Raw genomic sequence first — 21,453 nt, 5'->3', positions numbered from 1 at the left:
GACAGTTGATCTTGAATGAACGGTAGGTTGATCGTCGTGGACGTCCTAGTAGTTGATCACCCGCTGGCCCAGACGCGGCTCACCGCGATGCGCCGGACCGAGACCGAGTCCGGCGTCTTCCGCGCCTCCCTGCACGAGCTGACCACGATGGTGGTCTACGAGGCGGCCCGCCTGTTCGCGGTCGAGAAGTTCCCGATCGAGACCCCGGTCGCGCCGACCGAGGGCACCCGGCTGGCGAACCCGCCGCTGATCGTGCCGGTGCTGCGGGCCGGCCTGGGCATGGCCGACGCCGCGCTGGCGCTGCTGCCCGAGTCGTCGATGGGCTTCGTCGGCCTGGCGCGCGACGAGGAGACCCACGAGCCCCGGGCGTACATGGAGTCGCTCCCGGTCGATCTCGCGAACCAGCCGGTGCTGGTCCTCGACCCGATGCTGGCCACCGGTGGCTCGCTGATCCACTGCTGCAACCTGCTGGCCGAGCGCGGCTGCACCGACATCATCGTCTGCTGCGTGCTGGCCGCCCCCGAGGGCGTCGAGCGCCTGGAGAAGTCCGGCCTCCCGCTGCGCCTGGTCACCGCCTCGATCGACCAGGGCCTGAACGAAAAGGCCTACATCGTCCCCGGCCTCGGTGACGCCGGCGACCGCCAGTTCGGCGGCATGCGCCGCTTTTAAAGATCAAACCCTGGCTTGGGTACGACGTGGGCCCGGCTCAGAGCGTCGAGTAGTTCCAGGACTGGGCCTTGCCGTCGAGGAACGGCATGACGCCGTGGAAGACCTCGGGCTTCTCGGCGAAGACCAGCGGCAGGAAGTGCCGGTCGGACTCCCACATGGGCAGCCGGCCGGCCAGCAGCTCGTCCCGCTCCACCCAGTGCAGCGACCCCTCGTCGTTCCCGCTCAGCGGCGTGCCGGACCACTCGGTGATCCGGAACAGGAAGCCGAACCAGTTCTCCCCGCCCCGGCCGAACCCGGGCCACGAGATCGTCCCGGCCAGGTCCAGCCGGTGGCAGTCCAGCCCAGCCTCCTCGGCGATCTCCCGCCGCATCCCGCCGGCCACGTCCTCGTCCGGCTCCAGCTTGCCGCCCAGGCCGTTGTAGTAGCCGTAGTGCAGGTCGTCGGGGCGGGTGTCCCGGCGGATCATCAGCACCCGGGAGCCGTCCGTGGACAGGACGTAGCCGAGCGTTGCGAGAATGGCTTTCACGGGTCGCCATCCTAGAGACGCCTCGGGTTCACCGGTGGGAGGTACCGTCTCGCCCGCCGCCGACGGGCGTCGTTCTCACCACTACGTCAGGGGCGCTGGTTCACCGATGCCACGGGTGCTCTATCTGTCCTTCTACTTCCCGCCGAGCCGGGCCAGCGGCGTCTTCCGGGCCCTGGCCACCGCCAATCATCTGGTGCGAGCCGGCTGGGACGTCACCGTGGTGACCGCTCCCCGCGACTTCTTCGAGTACCACCTGGACGGCGCGGTCGACCCGGCGTTGGAGGCGACAGTCGACCCGCGGATCAAGGTCGAGCGCCCGGCGATGAACACGTACATGTACGAGAACGACGTGCGCCGCTTCGGCCTGTTCCGCCGGATGTTCCCGAACGTGGCCAGCAAGCTCTACCACGAGTCGCAGAAGCGGATCTTCGGCGAGCACTACATCGGCTGGGTGCCGGGCGTGCTGCGCACCGCCGTGACCCGGCACCTGCGCAAGCGGTTCGACCTGGTGGTGGCGACCGGCAACCCGTTCATCTCGTTCGCCGTCGCGCACCACCTGGGCAAGCTGTTCCGGGTGCCGTACGTGGTCGACTACCGGGACGCCTGGATCTTCAACCAGTTCACCGAGCAGGTCCGCTTCCCCGAGGGCGGCCTGATGACCCAGTGGGAGGAGAAGGTCGTCCGGGACGCCGCCGAGATCGTCTTCGTCAACGACGGGATGCGCCGGTGGTACGCCGACCGCTACCCGGCCGCGGCGTCGCGGATGGAGGTGGTGCCGAACGGCTGGGAGCCGGAGATCCTCGGCCGGCCGGAGTACCGGGCCGCCGACCCGGGCCGGCCGCTGCGCTTCAGCTACCTCGGCACGGTGACCTCGTACCTGCCGATCGAGGTGCTGGTCGAGGGCTGGCGGCTGGCCCGGCAGCATCCGCTGCTCGCCGACGCGGTCCTCGACGTGCACGGCCACCTGGGCTTCTTCCCGGCGGAGGCGGCCGAGATCCGGCCGCGCCTGGACGCCGGCGCGGACGCCGGCGTGGTCTACCACGGCTCGTTCTCCAAGACCGACGCCGCGCGGGTCTACCGGGAGACCGACGCCCTGGTGTTCTGCGTGCCCGGCGCGAAGTTCGTGACCTCCGGCAAGGTCTTCGAGTACATGGCGACCGGCAAGCCGATCGTCTCGGTGCACGCGCCGGACATCGCCGCCGCCGACGTGCTCGACGGCTACCCGCTCTGGTTCCACGGCGCCGAGCTGGACGCGGAGAGCGTCGCCGGGTCGTTCATCGCCGCCGCGAAGGCCGCCCGCGACCTGGACCGGCCCACCTTCGACGCGGCGTTGCGGCACGCCGACCGGTACACCCGCGACGCCACGCTCACCCCGTGGGAGCACCGCCTGCGCGCACTGGCCGAGGGCAAATCATGAAAAAAACCTTCAAGACGATGGTGTACGTCGCGCTGGGCGAATTCCGGATCAAGGCCGCCCTGGCCCACACCGCCGCGTTCGCCGCCGAGGGCACGGCGGTCACCCTGGTGGTCGGCGCCGGCCCGGAGTGGACCGGCGTCCGCCCGGCGCCCGGCGTCACGCTCCGGCGGGCCGGCGACAAGCCCTGGCCGGTGGTCCGCGCGCTGCTGGCCGGCGCCGACCTGCTGGTCGCCGGGGATCCGGCGGCGATGCCGGTCGCCGAGAGCGCCCGCCGCGCCTTCCCGGCCCTGACCGTCCGCACCGACCCGGCCGGTGACCCGGACCGGCGGCCCGCGCCGGCCGACCTGGCCGTGGTCACCCCGTGGTATCCGTCGCCGAACGACGCCTTCGCCGGCGCGTTCGTCAAGGCGGCGATCGAGGCCGTCGGCGACCGGGCCGGCGCGGTCTCGATCCTGCACACCGACCACTGGTTCTACCCGCCGTGGCGGCTGGCCGGGAACCTGATCGACATCACCCTGGAGCGGGAGCTGGCCCGCTCCGGCGGGGTCACCGTGCACGACCTCCCGGAGGGCGAGCTGACCCGGGTGGTCGCGCCGCAGCCCCGCAAGCAGCCGTACGCGGTCTGGGCCGACGAGCAGGTCCGCCGGTTGCGCGCGGCGCTGCCGACCGGCCGGATCGAGGCGCCGCTGATCCACGCGCACACCGGCCACTTCGGCGGCGTGATGGCCGCCGAGCTGGCCCGGCCGGACGCCCGGATCGTGGTGACCGAGCACGCCACGTTCCTGGCCGAGGTGTTCAGGCAGCCGGCCTCGCGCCGGCAGTACGCCGCGATGCTGACCCGGGTCGAGGCGGTGCTCTGCGTCAGCGGGCACCTGCGCGACCAGATCGCCGCGGAGTTCCCGCGGCACGCCGGGAAGCTGCGGGTGGTGCCGAACCCGATCGACTTCGGCCGGTTCGCGGTCCGCCCGGCCGCGCCGGAGCACCCGCGCCGCTGGCTCTACGCCGGCCGGATGCTCGAGCACAAGGGCGTCCGGACCCTGCTGGAGGCGTTCGCGCTGATCGCCGCGGAGGACCCGGACGTGACGCTGACCCTGGTCGGCTCGGGCAAGCTCGAGGACGACCTGCGCGACCGGATCCGCGAGCACGGCCTGACCGGGCGGGTCGAGCAGCGCCCGGCCGTGGCGCCGGAGGCGATGACCGCGCTGCTGCACGAGCACGACCTGCTGGTGCACGCGAGCGAGGTGGAGACGTTCGGGATGACCGTGGTCGAGGCGGTCGCCACCGGCACCCCGGTGCTGGTCGCCGCGAGCCAGGGGCCGGCCGAGACGCTGGCCGGGCTGGACGGCGTGGCCGGCCGGCTGTTCCCGGTGACCAAGGATCCGGAGCTGCTCGCCGAGGTCTACCGCGAGCTGCGGAAGCGGTGGGCGGAGCTGGATCCGGCCGGCGCCCGGGAGCGGCTGCGCGAGCGCTACGGCTTCGCGGCGGTCAGTGAACAATTGTTGAACATCTACCAGCAGCCGGCCCCCGTGCCGGTTAATCCGGCCCCGGCCGAGGAGCCGGTCGATCGGATCGTGGTGATCTCGATCCGCCCGCCCCGGGTCGCCAAAACCCGGGATTTCGTGCGCCAGGCCCGGGAACGCGGCTTCGGCGTCAACCTGATCGTCGAGGACCCGGACGAGTGGGCCGCGGAGACCGCCGACCCGGGGATCCGGGTGCACGGCCTGCGCCCCGAGCCGGGTCGCCGGCCGGCTCAGGTGTCCGGGTCACCGATGGCCGCGGCGGTGGCGCGCACGCTGGAGGGTCGGGCGCGGAGCCTGCGTCACAAGGTCACCAGGGTGCCGGCGGCGCTCTTCCGGCCGCACACCATGTGGCGCGACACCCGGACCGTGCTGCCCGGGATCGACATGACCAAGGTCCGTCAGGTCGTGGTGAACGGGGTGCTGGCCGAGCGGATCGGGTGGCAGATCGCCCGGCGCCACCCCGGTCTGACCGTCACGCTCGCGCTCAAGCTGCCGGGGCAGGGGCGATCCTGATCACGTCACCCAGCGTGGCAGGTTCGTCGCCGCGCGGGTAATCGGGCCGAGGTCCGGGTAATCGGACACCTCCCCGAGATGTTGTACTGTGGCCTGCGCCAACCGTTGGCCACGGCCAATCGGCCACCACTCCGCCGACGAGGATCCGACTGGACACCTCTTGTGGAATGGGCCGGCCACGGTCACCGAGTCTTAACTCTCTGTGCAGGAGGAAGGCCCATGACGGGCTCCCGTGCGTTCATCCCACCGGCCCGTCCCGTGATCGGCGAGGAAGAGATCGAGGCCGCTGTCCGGGTCCTCCGCAGCGGCATGGTGGTGCAGGGCCCGGAGGTGGCCGCCTTCGAGCAGGAGTTCTCCGAGCTGGTGGCCGGTCGCCACTGCGTCGCGGTCAACTCCGGCACGTCGGCGCTCCAGCTCTCGCTGCTCGCGCTCGACCTGAAGCCCGGCGACGAGGTCATCGTCCCGTCCTTCTCGTTCGCCGCCTCGGCCAACGCGGTCCGCCTGGCCGGCGCCACTCCGGTCTTCGTCGACATCGAGCCGGGCAGCTTCTGCATCGACCCGGACGCCGCGGCCGCCGCGATCACCCCGCGCACCGTCGCGATCATGCCGGTGCACCTGTACGGCCACCCGGCCAGGATGACCCAGATCATGGCCCTGGCCGAGGCGCACGGCCTCGCCGTGGTGGAGGACGCCGCCCAGGCGCACGCCGCGGCCGTGGACGGCACGCCGGTCGGCGCGTTCGGCATCGCCGGCTGCTTCAGCTTCTACCCGACGAAGAACATGCACTCGCTCGAGGGCGGCATGATCACCACGGGCGACGCCGAGTTCGCGCGCAAGCTGCGGCTGCTGCGCAACCAGGGCATGGAGCAGCGCTACCAGAACGAGATCGTCGGCGCGAACATGCGGCTCACCGACGTGGCCGCCGCGATCGGCCGGGTGCAGCTGGGCAAGCTCCTCGGCTGGACCGACAAGCGCCGCTCGAACGCCGCCTACCTGGACGCGAACCTCAAGGGCGTGACCGTCCCGCCGGTGGACGAGGGCGCGCACCACGTCTACCACCAGTACACGATCCGGGTGCAGGGCGGTCAGGACGAGTTCCAGGCTGGCCTCAAGGAGCGCGGCGTCGGCAGCGGCGTCTACTACCCGATCCCGATCCACCGCCTGCGCCCGTTCCTGGACGCGGACGGCAACGTCGGCCCGTGGAAGCTGCCGGAGACCGACAAAGCGGCCGGCGAGGTCATCTCGCTGCCGATCATGCCGAGCCTGACCGACGAGGACCTCGAGCAGATCGTGGCGGCCGTGAACGAGGTGGCCGGCGCATGACCGAGAAGACTCTGCGCGCGGGCCTGATCGGCCTCGGCGCGATGGGGCGCAACCACGCCCGCGTGCTGAACCTGCTGGACGGGGTCGAGCTGGTCGGCGCGGCCGACCCGTCGCCGTCCGCGGTCGCCCCGCACGGCGTCCCGGTCGTCCCCGACCTGGAGGCGCTGCTCAAGCTCGGCGTCGACTACGTGGTGGTGGCCTCGCCCACCGGCCTGCACGAGGAGCTGGGCCTGCGCCTGGCCGACGCCGGTGTGCACGCCCTGATCGAGAAGCCGCTGGCCCCCTCGCTGGAGGCGTCCCGCCGGCTGGTCGAGGCGTTCGCCAGTAAGGGCCTGGTCGGCGCGGTCGGCCACATCGAGCGGTACAACCCGGCGCTGCAGAGCCTGCGGTCCCGCCTGGAGGCCGGCGAGCTGGGCGAGATCTACCAGATCGTCACCCGTCGCCAGGGCCCGTTCCCGGGCCGGATCGCCGACGTCGGCGTGGTGATGGACCTGGCCACCCACGACATCGACCTGACCGCGTGGGTCACCGGCCGGCAGTACCAGACGGTCTCGGCCCGTACCGCGTCCCGCAGCGGCCGCCCGCACGAGGACATGGTCTCCGCCGTGGCGAGCCTGGAGGGTGGCCTGATGGCCAACCACCTGGTGAACTGGCTGAGCCCGTTCAAGGAGCGGTCCACTGTGATCACCGGTGAGCGGGGCAGTTTCGTCGCCGACACCCTGACCGCGGACCTGACCTTCTACGCCAACGGCGCGGTCGGCACCGAGTGGGAGGCGCTGCGCGCGTTCCGCGGGGTCAGCGAGGGCGACATGGTCCGCTACGCCATCCCGAAGCGGGAGCCGCTGCTCGTCGAGCACGAGCGCTTCCGCGACGCGGTGGAGGGCAAGCAGAGCGACATCGTCACCCTGCAGCAGGGCATGCGGACCGTTCAGGTGGCGGCTTCGGTGCTGCGTTCCGCGCGCGAGAGCATCACTGTGGACGTCACCGCGATCGAATCCTGAAATACCGATCAACAATTCACTCAGGGTGGCGCCCCGCGCCACCCTGAGTGCTATTCGGGGTACGGTTGTGCCGATATTTCGGTGCGGTTAAACTGCCGCGAATTCAAACAGACAGTGGAATCTTGAATTCCACTCCGCGACCGAGCACGGGGCTTAGGTGGAAGAGCACGTTCCGGACGTGACGGTCGTCGTCGCGGTGTACAACACGATGCCGTACCTGACCGAGTGTCTGGAATCGCTCTTCGCGCAGAGCATCGGCACCGATCGTCTGCAGGTGGTGGCCGTCGACGACGGCTCCACCGACGGCGGCGGCGCCGAGCTGGACCGCTGGGCGGCCCGATTCCCGGACAGCATGGTCGTCCTGCATCAGCCGAACTCGGGCGGCCCGGCCGGCCCGAGCAACCTCGCGCTGGAGCACGCCACCGGGCGGTACGTGTTCTTCGTCGGCTCCGACGACCGGCTCGGCGCCGAGGCGCTGGAGCGACTGGTCCGCGCCGCCGACGAGCTGGACGCCGACGTGCTGCTCGGCCGCCTGGTCGGCGCCGGCGGCCGCTACGTCAACCAGGCCGTCTTCCGCCCCGGCGACCAGGACGACATCAGCCTGGCCGATGCCCAGCTGTCCTGGGCGCTCTCCAACACCAAGCTGTTCCGCCGGTCGCTGATCGAGGAGCACGGCATCCGCTACCCGGAGGACATGGCCTCCTGCAGCGACCAGCCGTTCACGATCCGGGCGCTGCTGGCGGCCCGGCGCATCGCGGTCCGCACCGGCTACGAGTTCTACTACGCGGTCCGGCGCACCGACTCCAGCAACATCACGTTCCGCACCTCGGTGACCCGGTTCCTGCACGACACCGAGACGCTGATGGCCTTCGCCGACACGCTGATCACCGAGCCGCGGGCCCGGTTCAACGTGCTCCGCCGGCACTTCAGCTGGGAGGTCAGCAAGCTGGTCGGCGCCCGCTTCCTGGCCGCCGGGCCGGAGGACCGCGAGGCGGTGCGGCAGGGGGTCGCCAAGCTCGTCGAGTCGTACCTGACCGACGAGGTCCGGCGCAGCCTGGACGTCCGGCACCGGGTCGCGATCAGCGTGGCGCAGCACGGCACCGCCGACGACGTCGCCGCGGTCGCCGAGCACTACGCCGAGCACGGGGCCGGACCGCTGGTGCACGACGGCGGCCGCTTCTACGCCGCGTTCCCGGGCTTCCGCGCCGGTGGCTTCCCGGACGAGTGGTTCGACGCCACCGCCGAGGCATACAAGGGCGAGCACCAGCTCGGCCCGGCCCGGCTCGCCTGGGGCCGCACCGCCGACGGCCGGCCCGCGCTGACCGCGAGCTGGCCGACCTGGCTGCCGGCCCAGCCCGACGAGGCCGAGCCGGTGCTGCGGATCAGCGGCGGCCTCGACGTCCCGGTCGCGGTACGGGGCGAGTTCGGCCAGGTCACGGCGACGGCGGCGATCCCGCTGGACGCGCTCGCCGGGGGCCGCCCCCGGCTGGGCCCCCGGGCGGTCTCGTTCGTCCGGACCGCCGAGGGGCAGAAGGCCAGATACCCACTGTCGATCAAGGACGTCTCGGCCGTGCGCGGCCGGTTGCACCGGGTCGGCGCGCGGATGTTCCTGATCGGCGTCGCGCCGGACAAGGACGGCGCGCTGCGCCTGGTGGTGCTCCCGCTCGCGGTCGGCCAGCTGGCCCGCGGCCTGCGCCGCAAGCTCGGCCGCTAGGACGGGAAACGGGGCCGCCGGTGAACCGGCAGCCCCGTCGTCAGTTCCGGCCCGGTCAGCCCTCGGGCAGCAGCAGCCGGTCGTACTGCTGCTGGGTGACCGACCAGTCCCAGGTGATCAGCGCGTGCTCGGCGGCGGCCTCGCCGGCCTTGCGCCAGGCCTCCTCGGTCGCGGTGTGCTCCAGGATCCGCTCGGCCGCGGCGGCCGGCGACGCGACCACCCAGTCGGCCGGGAAGATGCTGCTCGCCCCGTGCTGCTGGTGGGCGAAGAACGGCCAGTCCCGGACCACCGGCAGCGCGCCGCTGGCGGCCCCCTCGATCAGGCCGAGGTGGAAGCTCTCCCGGACCGAGGTGCTGAGGATGACCCCGACGTCGGTGAGCGCGCCGGCGACGTCGTCGGTCTGCCCGACCCGGCGCAGCGCGCCGTGGCCCTCCAGGTCGGCCACGTCGGCGGCGTACTTACGGTGGTAGGCGGCGGCGACCGCGTTCGGCCCGCCGTCCATCTCCTTGCCGACCAGCACCAGGTTGTAGCGCTCGTCCTGCCGGCGCAGCTCACGCAGCACCTGGAAGGCCCAGCGCGGGTCCTTGGCGATCGCGCTCAGCCCGACCAGGCCGAGCGTGAAGCGGGCCTCGGCGGCCTTCGGCCGGCGGTAGCGGGCCAGCCGGACAGCGTTCGTGATCACCGGGGTCCGGGGCGCGCCCGGCCCGGCCAGCCGCGGCGCCGCGGCCATGGTGAACTCGCGCAGCGGCTCGGAGACGAAGACCAGGTCGTCCACCCGGGACCAGTCGATCAGGTGCGGGAAGACGGTGAACGCCTCGTAGCTGTGCAGCCGGACGACCACCCGGGTGGTGCCCGGGTCCAGGGTGGACAGCATCGCGGCGTGGCCCAGCGACCAGTCCACGAAGATGGTGTCCGCCCAGTCGACGCCGTCGGCGAAGATCTCGCGCAGCGCGTCGCCGTACTCCGAGGCGCGGGCCAGCTGGTGGTTGATCAGCCGGCCGGTCTGCCGGCTCAGCAGCGCCCAGTCGTCGTTGCTGGTCAGCTCCAGGTGCCGGACCTCGAACCGCGGGTCCTCCTGGTAGCGGGCCATGATGTCGTTCAGGAAGTAGACGTTGGTGTGGGTCACGAAGAGCAGCCGCTGCGGCCGGTCGGCCGGGGCCGGCGCGGCCGGCGTGCGACGCCCGCGCGGGGCGGCCAGGGCCTGCCCGACCGCGCTCTCGTGCAGCGGCGCCAGGAAGCCCCGCGGGTCCTTGGCGCTCGGCGACTCCAGCGAGTCGAAGTGCACCGCGCGGTTGAACAGCAGCGGAATGACCTTGGCGAACCGCTTGGTGGCCTCGGTCAGGTCGTCGCGGGCCAGCGCCTTGTCGGCGAGCTCCAGGTGGGCGGCGGCCGCCTCGCGGATGAAGACCGGGATCCGGCCGGCCTCGAACTCGGCCTTGGCCGCCTCGTCCAGCTTGTCGGCGGTCTCGTTGGTGTGGTGGATCCGGCGGGCGGTGGCCGCCCGGGTCCGCCCGGCCTCGTCCGGCATCTTCATCTCGAGCAGTTTGTCCGCCACCCGCTCGCCCCAGCGGGCCCGGCGGGCGTCGCCGAGCAGCGGCGCGTCCAGCAGGAACCGCCAGGCCGCCCGGCCCCGCGGGTCGCGCAGCACCCGGCGGCCGGCGCCCCGGCGGGCCACCTTCTCCACCAGGCGCCCGGTCCGCTCGCCGACCTGCTCGACGGCGAGCGCGGGGGACGGCACCGGCCGCAGCACCCGGCGCAGCGCGCTCCGGCTGGGGCTGGTCGCCCGGTTCTTGACCGCCTGCACCGCCGGGACCAGCCCGATCACCGCGTCCGCGGTCCGGAACCGGCGAGCCAGCTGCCACACGGTGTGCACCGCGGTCACGTCCAGCGCCACGATCACGTCCGCGGTCGAGGCGAGCTTGCGCAGCCGCTTGTCGGCCCGGGCGCGCAGCCACAGCTTGCGGCTCTTCAGCGCGTCGCGGTAGTCCATCCGGTCGCCGTGCGACAGCTGCTTCGTCGCGACCAGGCCGAACACCCGGCCGGTGCCCTCGGGCAGGGTGATCTTCTCCGGGTCGCAGCCGCAGACGACGCTCACCCGCACTCCGTCGGCGTGCAGCTGCCGGACGGTGTCGGCGAGGACCGAGGGGCGGCCCGGTATCCAGTTGGAAACGATCAGGACGTGGGTCATGACGGCTGCTCCCCGGCGTGCGCGCCCTGCAGGACGGTGGCGGTGACGGCCCGCACGGCGGGCTCGATCTGAGCGGCCCGCGCGTACTTGCCGGCCATCGCCCGGACCTCGGCCCGCACCTCCGGCGTGGTGTCCAGCGCCATCCGCGCGGCCTTGGCGAAGGAGCCGGCGAGCAGGCCGGCGTCGAAGCCGACGGCGCCGGTCCAGAGCGGGCTGTCGCTCAGCACGGTCGACGCGTCGTGCTCGACCTCGTGCGCGGAGACCACCGGCAGGCCGGAGGCGAGGATCTCGTACACCTTGCCGGAGGTCATGAACCGGCCGCCGATCACCATGAAGACGATCACGTCCCAGCCCGCGTAGACCCCGGCCACCTCGGCCTTGGCGACCGGCCCGGCGAACCGGACCCCGTCGCCCTCGGCCTTGCGGAGCATCTCCATGTACGCGTTGTCCTCGCGCGCCGAGCCCGCGCCGATGTGCCCGCGGATCTCGAACGTCGCGTTCTTCAGGGCCGGCTCGTCGAGCCGGGCCTGGTGCCAGGCCTCCAGCACGGCCGCGAACAGGGTCGGCTGGAAGGTGAGCGTGCCCAGGTAACCGAAGCGCAGCCCGGCGTCCGGGTCCGGGGTCCGGGTGGTGGCCGGGACGCTGCCCTCGTCGTACCCGTTGCGGACGACGGTGATCCGGTCGGCCAGCTCCGGGTACCGGGCGCGGTAGTGCCCGGCGATCGGGTCGTTGACGCACCAGATCGCGGCGGCCGAGCCGAGCAGCTTGGCCTCCCACTGACCGGAGATCGACGACTTGGGGAACGCCTCGCCGCCGCCGATCACGTCGACCGACCAGCCGTCGCGGAAGTCCACGACGTACGGCACCCGGTGCTCCTCCCAGAGCCGCCAGGTGGGCGCGAGGTTCACGTACGGCGCGCAGGTGGTGACCACCAGGTCGGCCGGGTCCCTCCGGTGCAGGTCGAGGATCGCCTCCTCGAGCGCCGGCCGCCAGCCGCCGAAGCGGGGCTCGGGGAACTGCTCCCGGTGCCGGACGACCTCCTCCGCGGTCCAGCGCTGCGGGTCCAGGGACCGGTCCCGCCCGAACTTGCGGACGTCGGTCTCCAGGTCCTGCCGCATGAGCGGGAGCTCGACGATCCGGATGGCCGGGTGCACCTCGGCGGAGAGGCTGTGGTCGAGGCCGAACTCGCGCTCCCACGCCTCCTGGCAGATCGTGATCACCGTGACGTCCCAGCCGGCCGCGTACAGCTGGTTCGCCGTCTCGCGCATCCGGTAGGCGGAGCTCTTCGCGGCCGGAGGGAACCCGATGGCCAGGTAGTAAGCGTGGGGGCGGCCGGTGTCGGGACGTCGGCGGGGGCCGGTAACCCGGGCCCAGCGCCGGCCGATCGACCGGTGTTCTCGAGTCATGTGTGCGGCCTCACTGGCACTGGTAAATGCGGTCGTCTACGAAGTGGGGTGGGGCTGCGGGGGAGAAGCGGCTATCTCCGGCGATTCGGGGGAAATCGAATGCCGCGGCAAGTCGCCGGCAGAGTATCCACGCTCACAGGTTATCTTGGCAACGCGAAGTACCTTTCATGGCAGCGGGTCCACAGCTTCCGTTCGTTTGGCCCTGTGATAATCAACCGCTAAGGTCCGACTCGCCCGGAGTCTTGGACAGGGTGTGCCCGCATTCGCTCCGCACCGGATTTGATCGGAAGACCCGGAGCTCGAACGGAAGAGAACGCCATGGATGTTGACGAGACCGCGCCGTCTGGGCGTCGGATCGTCATGCTGGTGGACAACGGTGTGAACGGCGATTCGCGCGTGCAGAAGCAGGCGCGATCGGCTGCCGAGGCCGGCTTCGACGTGACACTGCTGGGCCGCTCGCCGGACAACCTGGAACACCACTGGACGCTCGGCCCGGCGAAGGTCCGCCTGGTGCCGATGAAGATCGACCTGTCCAAGCGCCCGCACGAGTTCCGCCGGCACCCGCTGACCGCCCCGCTGGCGTACCCGCCCACCGGCGTCCACGCGCAGCGCGCGCAGGCGGTCAAGGCGTGGAAGGCCGACCTCAAGGTCAAGCGGGCGCAGAACCCGGACGGCGTGAACCGGATGGTGCTGCGGGCCGAGGGCCTGGCCGCCCGGGCGGCCGGCCGCTGGGTCGCGATCCGGCGCGGGCAGATGGTCCGGGCGCGGGATGCCCGCAAGTCGCTGGAGACCCCGTCCGACAAGCTCTACACCTGGTTCTGGCAGCGGGCCATGGGCGACCGCTCGTGGCGGCGCATCGAGCCCGGCCTGTGGGACTGGGAGCTGGCCTACGGCGACGTCATCGACGAGCTGCGCCCCGACCTGATCCACGCCAACGACTTCCGGATGCTCGGCGTCGGCGCGCGCGCGAAGATCCGCGCCGCTTCGGAAGGCCGCACGATCAAGCTGGTCTGGGACGCGCACGAGTTCCTGCCCGGCGTGCGCCCGTGGACCCAGCACGCCCGCTGGCGGATCGGGCACATGGCCCACGAGCGGGAGTACGCGCCGTACGCGGACGCCGTCACCACCGTCTCCGACGACCTGGCGAAGATGCTGCAGGAGTCGCACGGCCTGGCCGAGACGCCGAAGGTGATGCTCAACGCGCCGGCCTTCGAGCACGGCCCGGAGGACGACGAGGACGTGCCCGGCGTCGACCTGCGCGCGATGTGCGAGGTCGGGCCGGACGTGCCGCTGGTCGTCTACAGCGGGGCCGCGGCGCCGCAGCGCGGGCTCGACATCATGGTCGACGCGCTGCCGAAGCAGCCGGGTGTGCACGTCGCGCTGGTGACCAACAACCACCAGAGCGGCTACATGATGGGCCTGATGCGCAAGGCCGAGGAGCTGGGCGTGCGCGACCGCGTGCACCTGCTCTCCTACGTGCCGCACTGGCAGGTCGTGCCGCTGCTCTCCGGCGCGACGCTCGGCGTGATCCCGATCCACCACTGGCCGAACCACGAGATCGCGCTGATCACCAAGTTCTTCGAGTACTCGCACGCCCGCCTGCCGCTGGTGGTCAGCGACGTGCGGACGATGTCGGCCACGGTCCGCGCCACCGGTCAGGGCGAGGTCTTCAAGGCCGAGGACACCGAGGACTACCTCCGTGCCGTGCAGGCGGTGCTGGCCGATCCGGAGCGCTACCGGGCGGTCTACGACAAGCCTGGGCTGCTCGACACCTGGACCTGGGACTCGCAGGCCCAGGTCCTGATCGACGTGTACCGGGGCCTGCTCGACCAGGCCTGAACCCTCTCGAGGAGAAACAGTCAGCATGAAGATCTGTGTCGTCGCCCTGGGCAAGATCGGGCTGCCGCTCGCCGTCCAGTTCGCCTCCAAGGGACACACCGTGATCGGCGCGGACGTGTCCGAGCCGACCGTCCGCAAGGTGAACGCGGGCGAGGTCCCGTTCCCGGGTGAGGCCGACCTCGACGTCAAGCTGAAGGAGGCGGTCAGCGCCGGCCTCCTCACCGCCACCACCGACACCGCGGCCGCGGTCGCCGAGTCGGAGGCGGTCGTCGTGGTCGTGCCGCTGTTCGTGGACGCGGACGGCAAGCCCGACTTCGGCTGGATGGAGTCGGCCACCAAGGACATCGCCCGCGGCCTGCGCCCGGGCACGCTGGTCAGCTACGAGACCACGCTGCCGGTCGGCACCACCCGCAACCGCTGGGCGCCGCTGCTGCAGGAGGGCTCCGGCCTGGTCGCCGGCGAGGACTTCCACCTGGTCTTCAGCCCGGAGCGGGTGCTCACCGGCCGGGTCTTCGCCGACCTGCGCAAGTACCCGAAGCTGGTCGGCGGCGTGAACGACTCGTCGGCCGCGGCCGGCATCGCGTTCTACGAGGCCGTGCTGGACTTCGACGAGCGCCCCGACCTGGCGCAGGGCAACGGCGTCTGGGACCTGGGCAACGCCGAGGCGGCCGAGCTGGCCAAGCTGGCCGAGACCACCTACCGGGACGTCAACATCGGCCTGGCCAACCAGTTCGCGCGCTACGCCGACACCCTCGGCATCGACGTGAACCTGGTCATCGACGCCTGCAACACCCAGCCGTACAGCCACATCCACCGGCCGGGCATCGCGGTCGGCGGGCACTGCATCCCGGTCTACCCGCGGCTCTACCTGTGGAACGACCCGACCGCCACGGTGGTCCGGGCGGCCCGCGAGGCGAACGCCGGCATGCCGTCGTACGCGGTGGACCTGCTGGCCGCCGCGGTCGGCGACCTGAAGGGCCGCAGCGTGCTGGTGCTCGGCGCGGCCTACCGGGGTGGCGTCAAGGAGACCGCGTTCTCCGGCGTCTTCCCGACCGTCGAGGAGCTGCGGGCGCGCGGCGCGACCGCGTACGTCTCGGACCCGATGTACACCTCCGAGGAGCTGGTCGCGCACGGCCTGCCCGCGTGGGAGGGCGAGGCGGTCGACTCCGCGATCGTGCAGGCCGACCACGCGGAGTACCGCAACCTGACCCCGGCCGAGCTGCCGGGCGTCGAGGTGGTCGTGGACGGCCGCCGGGTCACGGACGCCGAGCGGCTCGGTTCGATCCGTCGCGTGGTGATCGGCGGCTGACGCCGTACCCAGGCAATCGGTTGTGAATTGGCCCCTGGCAGAGATGCCAGGGGCCGTTTCGTGAAAGTCAGGGGCGCGTGGACGGGTCCCGGCTGACGATCTCGCCCTTCTCGTCCACCCAGGCCGCCGGCCGCGCCGGGTTGCCGCGCACCAGCTGGTACGGCGCCACGTCCTTGGTCACCACCGAGCCGGCCGCGATCATCGCACCCTCACCGACCGTGATGCCGCAGACCAGCGTCGCGTTCGCGCCGATCGACGCGCCGCGCTTGATCAGGGTCGGGGTGATCGTCCAGTCCGGGTTCTGCGCGCGCGGCCGCAGGTCGTTCGTGAAGACCACGCACGGGCCCACGAAGACCTCGTCCTCGATGGTCACGCCCTGGTAGACCGAGACATTGTTCTGGATCTTGACCCGGCTGCCGATCACCGTGTTCGCGTCGAGGTAGACGTTCCGGCCGATCACGCATTCCTCGCCGACGACCGCGCTGTTACGCACGTGCGCGATGTGCCACACCTTGGTGCCGGCCCCGATCCGGGCGCCGTCCTCCACGTCCGCCGACGGGTGGATGAACGGCTCGGTTGAGTTGGAGTTCATGCAGGCTAGTGTCGCCCGCGCGGGTTATCCGCACGTAACCGGACCGCCTCCTCGTGGTCATGGCCTCCGGTCCACCCGGTGTTAACCTTTGCGCTGCCTTTGAATCACATCCACGATTGGTCTGCCCCCGACACATGACCAGTTCACTGACGGTGATCACTCCTGTCCGCAACATCCAGGGCTACCTCACCGAGTGCCTTGATTCGGTTCTGACGCAACAGCGTGTGACCGCCGGCGTCGAGCTGGTCGCGGTCGACGACGCCTCCTCGGACCACGGCGGTGAGCTGATCGACGAGCGCGCCGCCGCGGACCCGCGCGTGGTCGCGGTCCACCTCACCGACCCGGGCGACGCCCGCAACCTCGGCCTGGCCCGGGCCACCGGCGACTACGTCTGGTTCGTCGACGGTGATCACCGGATCGTGCCGGACGCGCTCGCGGTGGTCGTCGCGCGGCTCGTCGCGGAGAAGCCGGACGTGCTGGTCGTCGGCGTGGCCCGGGAGGCGTGGAACCGGAAGGTGACCCGCTGGACCGCGCCGGCCGACGTGCGGACCGGGGCCGCGGCGCTGACCGCGCCGCCCACGCCGCTGGGCGGTCTGGTGATCCGCCGGGAATTCCTGGCCGAGCAGGCGATCCGCTTCCGGCCCGGCCCACTCGCGGAGATCGCTTTCGGGTACGACGTCCTCACCGCCACCGACAACGTCGCCACCGTCGAGGCGGCCTGCTACGTGCACCGGGTGCCGCGGCAGCCGAAGCGCGCCGCCGCGAACCGCGCCGCGGTCGCGCAGTACGAGCACGTCCTGAGCCTGGCCACGCCGTCCCGGGCGACCGTCGAGCGGGTCGGCGGTGAGCTGCTCGACATCCTGGAGAGCCGGGTCCCGGCCACCGCGCGCCGCGCCATGCTCGGCGAGATCTCGGCGCTGCTGGGTAGATACGGCGTGCGCGCGAGCCGCCTGCTGGCCGCCCGCCGCACCGAGCGCCTCACCGGAAAGCTGCGCGGGTTCGCCGGCAAACTGCGCGGCAAGCTGCGCAAGGGCCTGCTGCGCGCCTACTACCGCTGGCAGCTGCGGCTGCCGATGGACGAGAACCTGGCCGTCTACGCGGCGTACTGGTACCGCGGCTACGCCTGCAACCCGGCCGCGATCTACGAGGCCGCGAAAGAGCTCGCGCCCGGAGTCAAGGGCGTCTGGGTGAGCAAGGGCGAGGTGCCGCCCGGGGTGCCGGCCGTCAAGCCGGGCACCCGGGCCTACTACCGCGCGCTGGCCCGGGCCAAATACCTGATCAACAACGCGACCTTCCCGGCGTACGTCGTGAAGCGCCCCGGAAGCATCCACGTCCAGACCCACCACGGCACCCCGCTCAAGACGATGGGCCTGGACCAGCCCCGCTTCCCGGCCTCGCTGGGCAAGTTCAACGCCGAGCGGATGCTCCGCAACATCGCCAAGTGGGACTTCAGCGTCACCGCGAACCGGCACACCACGCTGCTCTGGGACCGCCAGTTCCCGATCAAGGGCGAGACCCTGGAGACCGGTTACCCGCGCAACGACGTGCTGGCCCGGGCGACCGCGGAGGACACCGCCGCGGCCCGCGCCGCGCTCGGCATCGCCCCGGGCGAGCGGGTCGTGCTCTACGCGCCGACGCACCGCGAGTGGCACCCGGCCTTCACCCCGGTGCTGGACGTCGACGCGCTCGCCGAGGCGCTCGGCCCGAACACCCGGGTGCTGCTGCGCGGGCACTACTTCTACGACTCGCTGGGCTTCCCGCCACAGCATCCGCGGGTGCTCGACGTGTCCCGGCACCCGTCGGTGGAGCAGCTGATGATCGCGTCGGACGCGATGATCACCGACTTCTCCTCGGTGATGTTCGACTACGGCGTCCTGGACCGCCCGCTGGTGATCTTCGCGCCGGACTGGGACGTCTACCAGGCGGTCCGCGGGGTCACCTTCGACCTGCCGACCGAGCACCCGGGCACGTTCGCGCGCACCTTCGACGACCTGGTCGAGGCGTTCCGCGATGGTCGGGTGGACAGTGCCGAGGCGGCCGGGTACCGCGCCCGGTTCCGCGAGCGGTTCTGCTCACTGGAGGACGGGCACGCCGCCGAGCGCGTCGTCCGCCGGGTCTTCCTGGGGGAGCGCCTTGTCTGAGTACGTGCCCGGCCGGGTCAGCGTCGTCGTCCCGATCTACAACGTGGCCCCGTTCCTGCGTGACTGCCTGGACTCGCTGCGCGCCCAGACCTACCCCGACGTCCAGGTCGTGCTGGTCGACGACGGCTCGACCGACGGCTGCGCGGCGATCGCCGCCGAGTACGCCGCGGCCGACCCCCGCTTCCAGGTGATCACCCAGGCCAACGCCGGGCTCTCGGCGGCCCGCAACAACGGGTTGCCGGCCGCCGACGGCGAGTTCCTGGCGTTCGTGGACAGCGACGACGTGGTCGCCGCGCACGGCTACGAGCTGCTCGTCCGGGCGCTCGACGGCGGCGCCGACTTCGCGGCCGGCGGGGTGCTGCGGCTCAACTCGCGTGGGCCGTACCAGGGTGGCCTGCACCGGGACGCGCTCAAGCGCACCGACCTGGCCGCGCACGTCTCCCGGGACCACGCGCTGCTGCGCGACCGGACGGTCTGGAACAAGCTGTACCGCCGCGAGTTCTACGACCGGCACCACCTGGAGTTCCCGGTCGGCCGCCTGTTCGAGGACGTGCCGGTCACCATCCCGGCGCACGCCCTGGCCGGCAAGGTCGCCGTGGTCGCCGAGCCGATCTACTTCTGGCGGGCCCGCGAGGGCGCGGTCCGCTCGATCACCCAGACCGAGAACGACCTGCGCAACCTGGTCGACCGGTTCTACACCACGAACCTGACCCGCAAGCTGCTCGACGACGCCGGCCGCCCGGACCTGCGCCGGGTCTACGAGCGCCAGGCGATCTGGGACAAGCTCAGCAACTACCTGAAGTTCCTGCCCGGGGCGTCCCCGGAGTACCGGGACACGTTCCTCGACCTGGCCGTCGCGTACCTGGAGCAGGCCGGCCCGGACGCGCTCGCCGACCAGCCGCCGGCGATCCGCCGCCAGTGGCAGCTGGTCCGCGAGCGCCGGATGGACGACCTGGTCACCCTCGTCGACCGGGACGGCCAGGCCGCGGACGCCGCCCGGACCGCGGCGCGACCGGAAGCGATCATCCACGACGTCGCCTGGCGGGACGGCCGGCTGGAGCTGATCGGCACCGCCTCCACCCCGCCGGGCAGCCCGCGCGCCGGCGTGGTCCGGCTTTACTGGCTCAAGGTGCTCGGCGGTCGCCGCCGGATCCCGCTCTGGGCCCGCCCGCACCGCGCGGCCGGCCCGGGCGGCTTCCGGATCGTCGTCGACCCGGCCGCGCTGCTGGCCGGCAACTCCTGGACGGTGGCCGGCGCGACCACCCAGGGCCTGCACCGCCCGCGCAAGCTCCCGGTCCGGCTCGCCCTCGAGTTCAACGCGATGCCGCCCGGCCACACCCTGGCCGACGGGGTCCGGGTCACCCCGGTCGAGGTCAAGAAGCACCTGCGGATCCAGGTCACCCGCGCGGCCGGGACGCTCGCCGGCGGCCACCGGGACGGCGCCGATCTGGTGCTGACCGGCCGGCTACGGACCCGCCCGGCGGACCCCGCCCGGATCGACCTGAGCTGGGCCAAGGGCGTCGTCGCGCACTCCGTCCCGGCCGAGGTGGCCGACGACCTGACGTTCACCGCCCGGGTGCCGCTGGCCGCGGTCGCGCTGCCGGGCACCGATGACAACCACGCGACCGGCCTGTACACCCAGCGCCTCGCCGTGGACCTGGTGGCCGGCGGCAAGACCGTGCCGCTGGCGGCGGCCGACGATTTCCGGGCGACCCGGACCGCGTACGGCGCCGACGAGGTCTACCTGGCCGTCTCGGAGACCCGCCAGGTCCGGCTCTGCACCCGCCCGCTGGGCCCGGTGGTCACCGCCGCCGAGCTGAGCCCGGCCGGCGTCCTGACCCTGCGCGGCGACAGCGGCCGCCCGGTCGACGGCGAGCTGCTCCTGCGGCTGCGCGGCCGGCACAAGGATCTGGCCGTGCCGCTGCGGGCCGCCGACGGCCCGTGGACGGCCGTGGTGGACCTGACCGCGGTGCCCACCCTGGCCGGCCCGCTGCCACTGGTGTCGGGCGTCTGGGACGTCACGTTCCGCGCCGACGGGCAGCGCCGGCCGGTGATCGCGCCGCTCGGGTTCGCCGACGAGGCCTGGTCCGAGCTGCCCGGCGCGGTCACCACCGCCGACGGCACCCGGATCGCGCTGCGCCGGGCGCCCGCCGAGCGGATCACCGTGTCGGTGGCGGCGGCCGAGGTCACGTCGGCGCCGGGGGCCGAACTCCCGCTGCGGGACGTGGTGCTCTTCGACGCCGCGCCCGGCCGGCGCTACTTCGACGACCCGGCCGCGCTGCTGGACGAGCTGATCGGCCGGCCGGGCGCGCCGGTCGCGCTCTGGACGGCCGAGCACGGCGAGCCGGTCCCGGACGGGGCCACCGGGGTGCGGCTCGGCGGCGAGCAGTGGCGGGCCGCGCTGGCCACCAGCCGCTGGATCATCACGAACGACGACCTGCCCCGCTGGTTCCGGCCGCGCGCCGGGCAGACCGTGCTGCGGCTGGCCGGGGGCTGGCCGGTGGCCCGGTTCGGGGCGCTGGCGGCGGCTCATCCGTACGGCGCGACGCTGATCGAGCAGCTCACCGCGGACGCCGGGAAGTGGACCGCGGTCGCCTCGCCGGGCCGGGACGCCACCCCGGTGCTGCGCCAGGAGCTGCGCTTCGACGGCCCGGTCCTGGAGTTCGGGCGCCCCGCGGCGGACGTGCTGGAGCACCGCGACCACGAGAGCGCCCGGATCGCGCTCGCCGAGCGGCTCGGGCTGGACCCGGCGACCCGGTTCGTCCTCTACGCCCCCACCCGCCGCCTGATGGACCTGCGCAAGCGGGGCTGGAGCGACCCGGGCCGGCTGCTCGACCTGCGCCTGGTGGCGGACGCCCTGCCGGCCGGCCACCGGCTGCTGGTCCGCCGCCATCCGGCACTGCACGACGACGTGGCCGGGCTGGCCGACGGGGTGCTGGACGTGTCCACCCTGCCCCGGGCGAGTGATCTTCTACCCGCCGTCGGGGTACTCATCTCCGACTACTCGTCGCTGATCGCCGACTACTCGGCCACCGGCCGACCGGTCCTGCTGTACGTACCCGATCTGGCGGATTTCCGATCCTCCCCGGGCCTCAACCTCGACGTCGAGTCATCGGCTCCCGGACCGCTGCTGAGCACGTCGGCCGAGGTGGCGGACGCTTTGCGGGATCTGGAAACGGTCACGGCGGATTATGCGGCGGCTACGAAGAGTTTCGCCGCGGCCCACGGACCCCGGGCCGCCGGGCGGGCTTCCGCGAACCTGGTCGACTGGCTGCTGTCGGTGGAGCGCTGAGCC

Annotated in this window: 14 protein-coding genes; 10 read left to right on the top strand and 4 right to left on the bottom strand. The window is 72.5% G+C overall.

Annotated features, from left to right (window positions below; all coding sequences use genetic code 11):
- Positions 1-36 precede the first annotated feature (36 nt).
- On the top strand, positions 37-669 hold the full coding sequence (upp, locus tag L3i22_RS49980) for a uracil phosphoribosyltransferase (protein ID WP_221324406.1): 633 nt from the start codon (positions 37-39) through the stop codon (positions 667-669).
- A gap of 37 nt (positions 670-706) precedes the next feature.
- Here the strand turns inward: upp and L3i22_RS49975 are convergent, their stop codons facing one another.
- On the bottom strand, positions 707-1,195 hold the full coding sequence (locus L3i22_RS49975) for an 8-oxo-dGTP diphosphatase (protein ID WP_221324405.1): 489 nt from the start codon (positions 1,193-1,195) through the stop codon (positions 707-709).
- Positions 1,196-1,301: 106 nt separating this feature from the next.
- On the opposite strand from L3i22_RS49975, the gene L3i22_RS49970 reads away from it, so the two are divergent.
- The 5 genes from L3i22_RS49970 (at position 1,302) to L3i22_RS49950 (ending at position 8,683) form a co-directional block, all read left to right on the top strand.
- Positions 1,302-2,612: a glycosyltransferase gene (locus tag L3i22_RS49970; RefSeq protein WP_221324404.1), complete on the top strand. Its 1,311-nt coding sequence runs from the start codon at positions 1,302-1,304 to the stop codon at positions 2,610-2,612.
- The gene (locus tag L3i22_RS49965; protein WP_221324403.1) at positions 2,609-4,645 is read left to right on the top strand and encodes a glycosyltransferase family 4 protein; all 2,037 of its coding nucleotides are present in this window, start codon (positions 2,609-2,611) and stop codon (positions 4,643-4,645) included. The genes L3i22_RS49970 and L3i22_RS49965 overlap by 4 nt, the downstream gene beginning before the upstream one ends.
- 219 nt (positions 4,646-4,864) lie before the next feature.
- Positions 4,865-5,968 (top strand): DegT/DnrJ/EryC1/StrS aminotransferase family protein, encoded by a 1,104-nt coding sequence (locus tag L3i22_RS49960; RefSeq protein WP_221324402.1) that lies wholly within the window; start codon positions 4,865-4,867, stop codon positions 5,966-5,968.
- Positions 5,965-6,969, top strand: a complete 1,005-nt coding sequence (locus tag L3i22_RS49955) for a Gfo/Idh/MocA family protein (RefSeq protein WP_221324401.1) — start codon at positions 5,965-5,967, stop codon at positions 6,967-6,969. Before L3i22_RS49960 ends, L3i22_RS49955 begins: the two co-directional genes overlap by 4 nt.
- 157 nt (positions 6,970-7,126) lie before the next feature.
- Positions 7,127-8,683: a glycosyltransferase family A protein gene (locus tag L3i22_RS49950; RefSeq protein WP_221324400.1), complete on the top strand. Its 1,557-nt coding sequence runs from the start codon at positions 7,127-7,129 to the stop codon at positions 8,681-8,683.
- Between the two features lie 55 nt (positions 8,684-8,738).
- Here the strand turns inward: L3i22_RS49950 and L3i22_RS49945 are convergent, their stop codons facing one another.
- Both L3i22_RS49945 and L3i22_RS49940 read right to left on the bottom strand, forming a co-directional pair.
- Positions 8,739-10,871: a glycosyltransferase family 1 protein gene (locus L3i22_RS49945; RefSeq protein WP_221324399.1), complete on the bottom strand. Its 2,133-nt coding sequence runs from the start codon at positions 10,869-10,871 to the stop codon at positions 8,739-8,741.
- The gene (locus tag L3i22_RS49940) at positions 10,868-12,277 is read right to left on the bottom strand and encodes a glycosyltransferase (RefSeq protein ID WP_221324398.1); all 1,410 of its coding nucleotides are present in this window, start codon (positions 12,275-12,277) and stop codon (positions 10,868-10,870) included. Before L3i22_RS49940 ends, L3i22_RS49945 begins: the two co-directional genes overlap by 4 nt.
- A 360-nt stretch (positions 12,278-12,637) precedes the next feature.
- Here L3i22_RS49940 and L3i22_RS49935 point away from each other — a divergent pair, with 360 nt between their 5' ends.
- Together L3i22_RS49935 and L3i22_RS49930 are read left to right on the top strand one after the other, a co-directional pair.
- Positions 12,638-14,116: a glycosyltransferase family 4 protein gene (locus L3i22_RS49935; RefSeq protein ID WP_221330544.1), complete on the top strand. Its 1,479-nt coding sequence runs from the start codon at positions 12,638-12,640 to the stop codon at positions 14,114-14,116.
- A 25-nt stretch (positions 14,117-14,141) separates the two neighbouring features.
- Positions 14,142-15,425, top strand: coding sequence for a nucleotide sugar dehydrogenase (locus L3i22_RS49930; RefSeq protein WP_221324397.1), 1,284 nt, complete (start codon positions 14,142-14,144; stop codon positions 15,423-15,425).
- Positions 15,426-15,492: 67 nt separating this feature from the next.
- Here L3i22_RS49930 and L3i22_RS49925 read toward each other — a convergent pair whose 3' ends face one another.
- Positions 15,493-16,017 (bottom strand): acyltransferase, encoded by a 525-nt coding sequence (locus tag L3i22_RS49925; protein WP_221324396.1) that lies wholly within the window; start codon positions 16,015-16,017, stop codon positions 15,493-15,495.
- Between the two features lie 134 nt (positions 16,018-16,151).
- On the opposite strand from L3i22_RS49925, the gene L3i22_RS49920 reads away from it, so the two are divergent.
- Positions 16,152-18,158 carry a bifunctional glycosyltransferase family 2 protein/CDP-glycerol:glycerophosphate glycerophosphotransferase gene (locus L3i22_RS49920; protein WP_221324395.1) on the top strand — a complete coding sequence of 669 codons (2,007 nt, stop codon included), beginning with the start codon at positions 16,152-16,154 and terminating at the stop codon, positions 18,156-18,158.
- A complete protein-coding gene (locus tag L3i22_RS49915; protein ID WP_221324394.1) occupies positions 18,151-21,450 on the top strand; it encodes a CDP-glycerol glycerophosphotransferase family protein in 3,300 nt (1,099 codons plus the stop codon). The genes L3i22_RS49920 and L3i22_RS49915 overlap by 8 nt, the downstream gene beginning before the upstream one ends.
- Positions 21,451-21,453: the final 3 nt, after the last annotated feature.

It is taken from the genome of Actinoplanes sp. L3-i22 (assembly GCF_019704555.1).
Lineage (GTDB): Bacteria > Actinomycetota > Actinomycetes > Mycobacteriales > Micromonosporaceae > Actinoplanes.
Note: the sequence above shows the minus strand (reverse complement) of the source record. Positions and strands in the feature narration are given on the sequence as shown.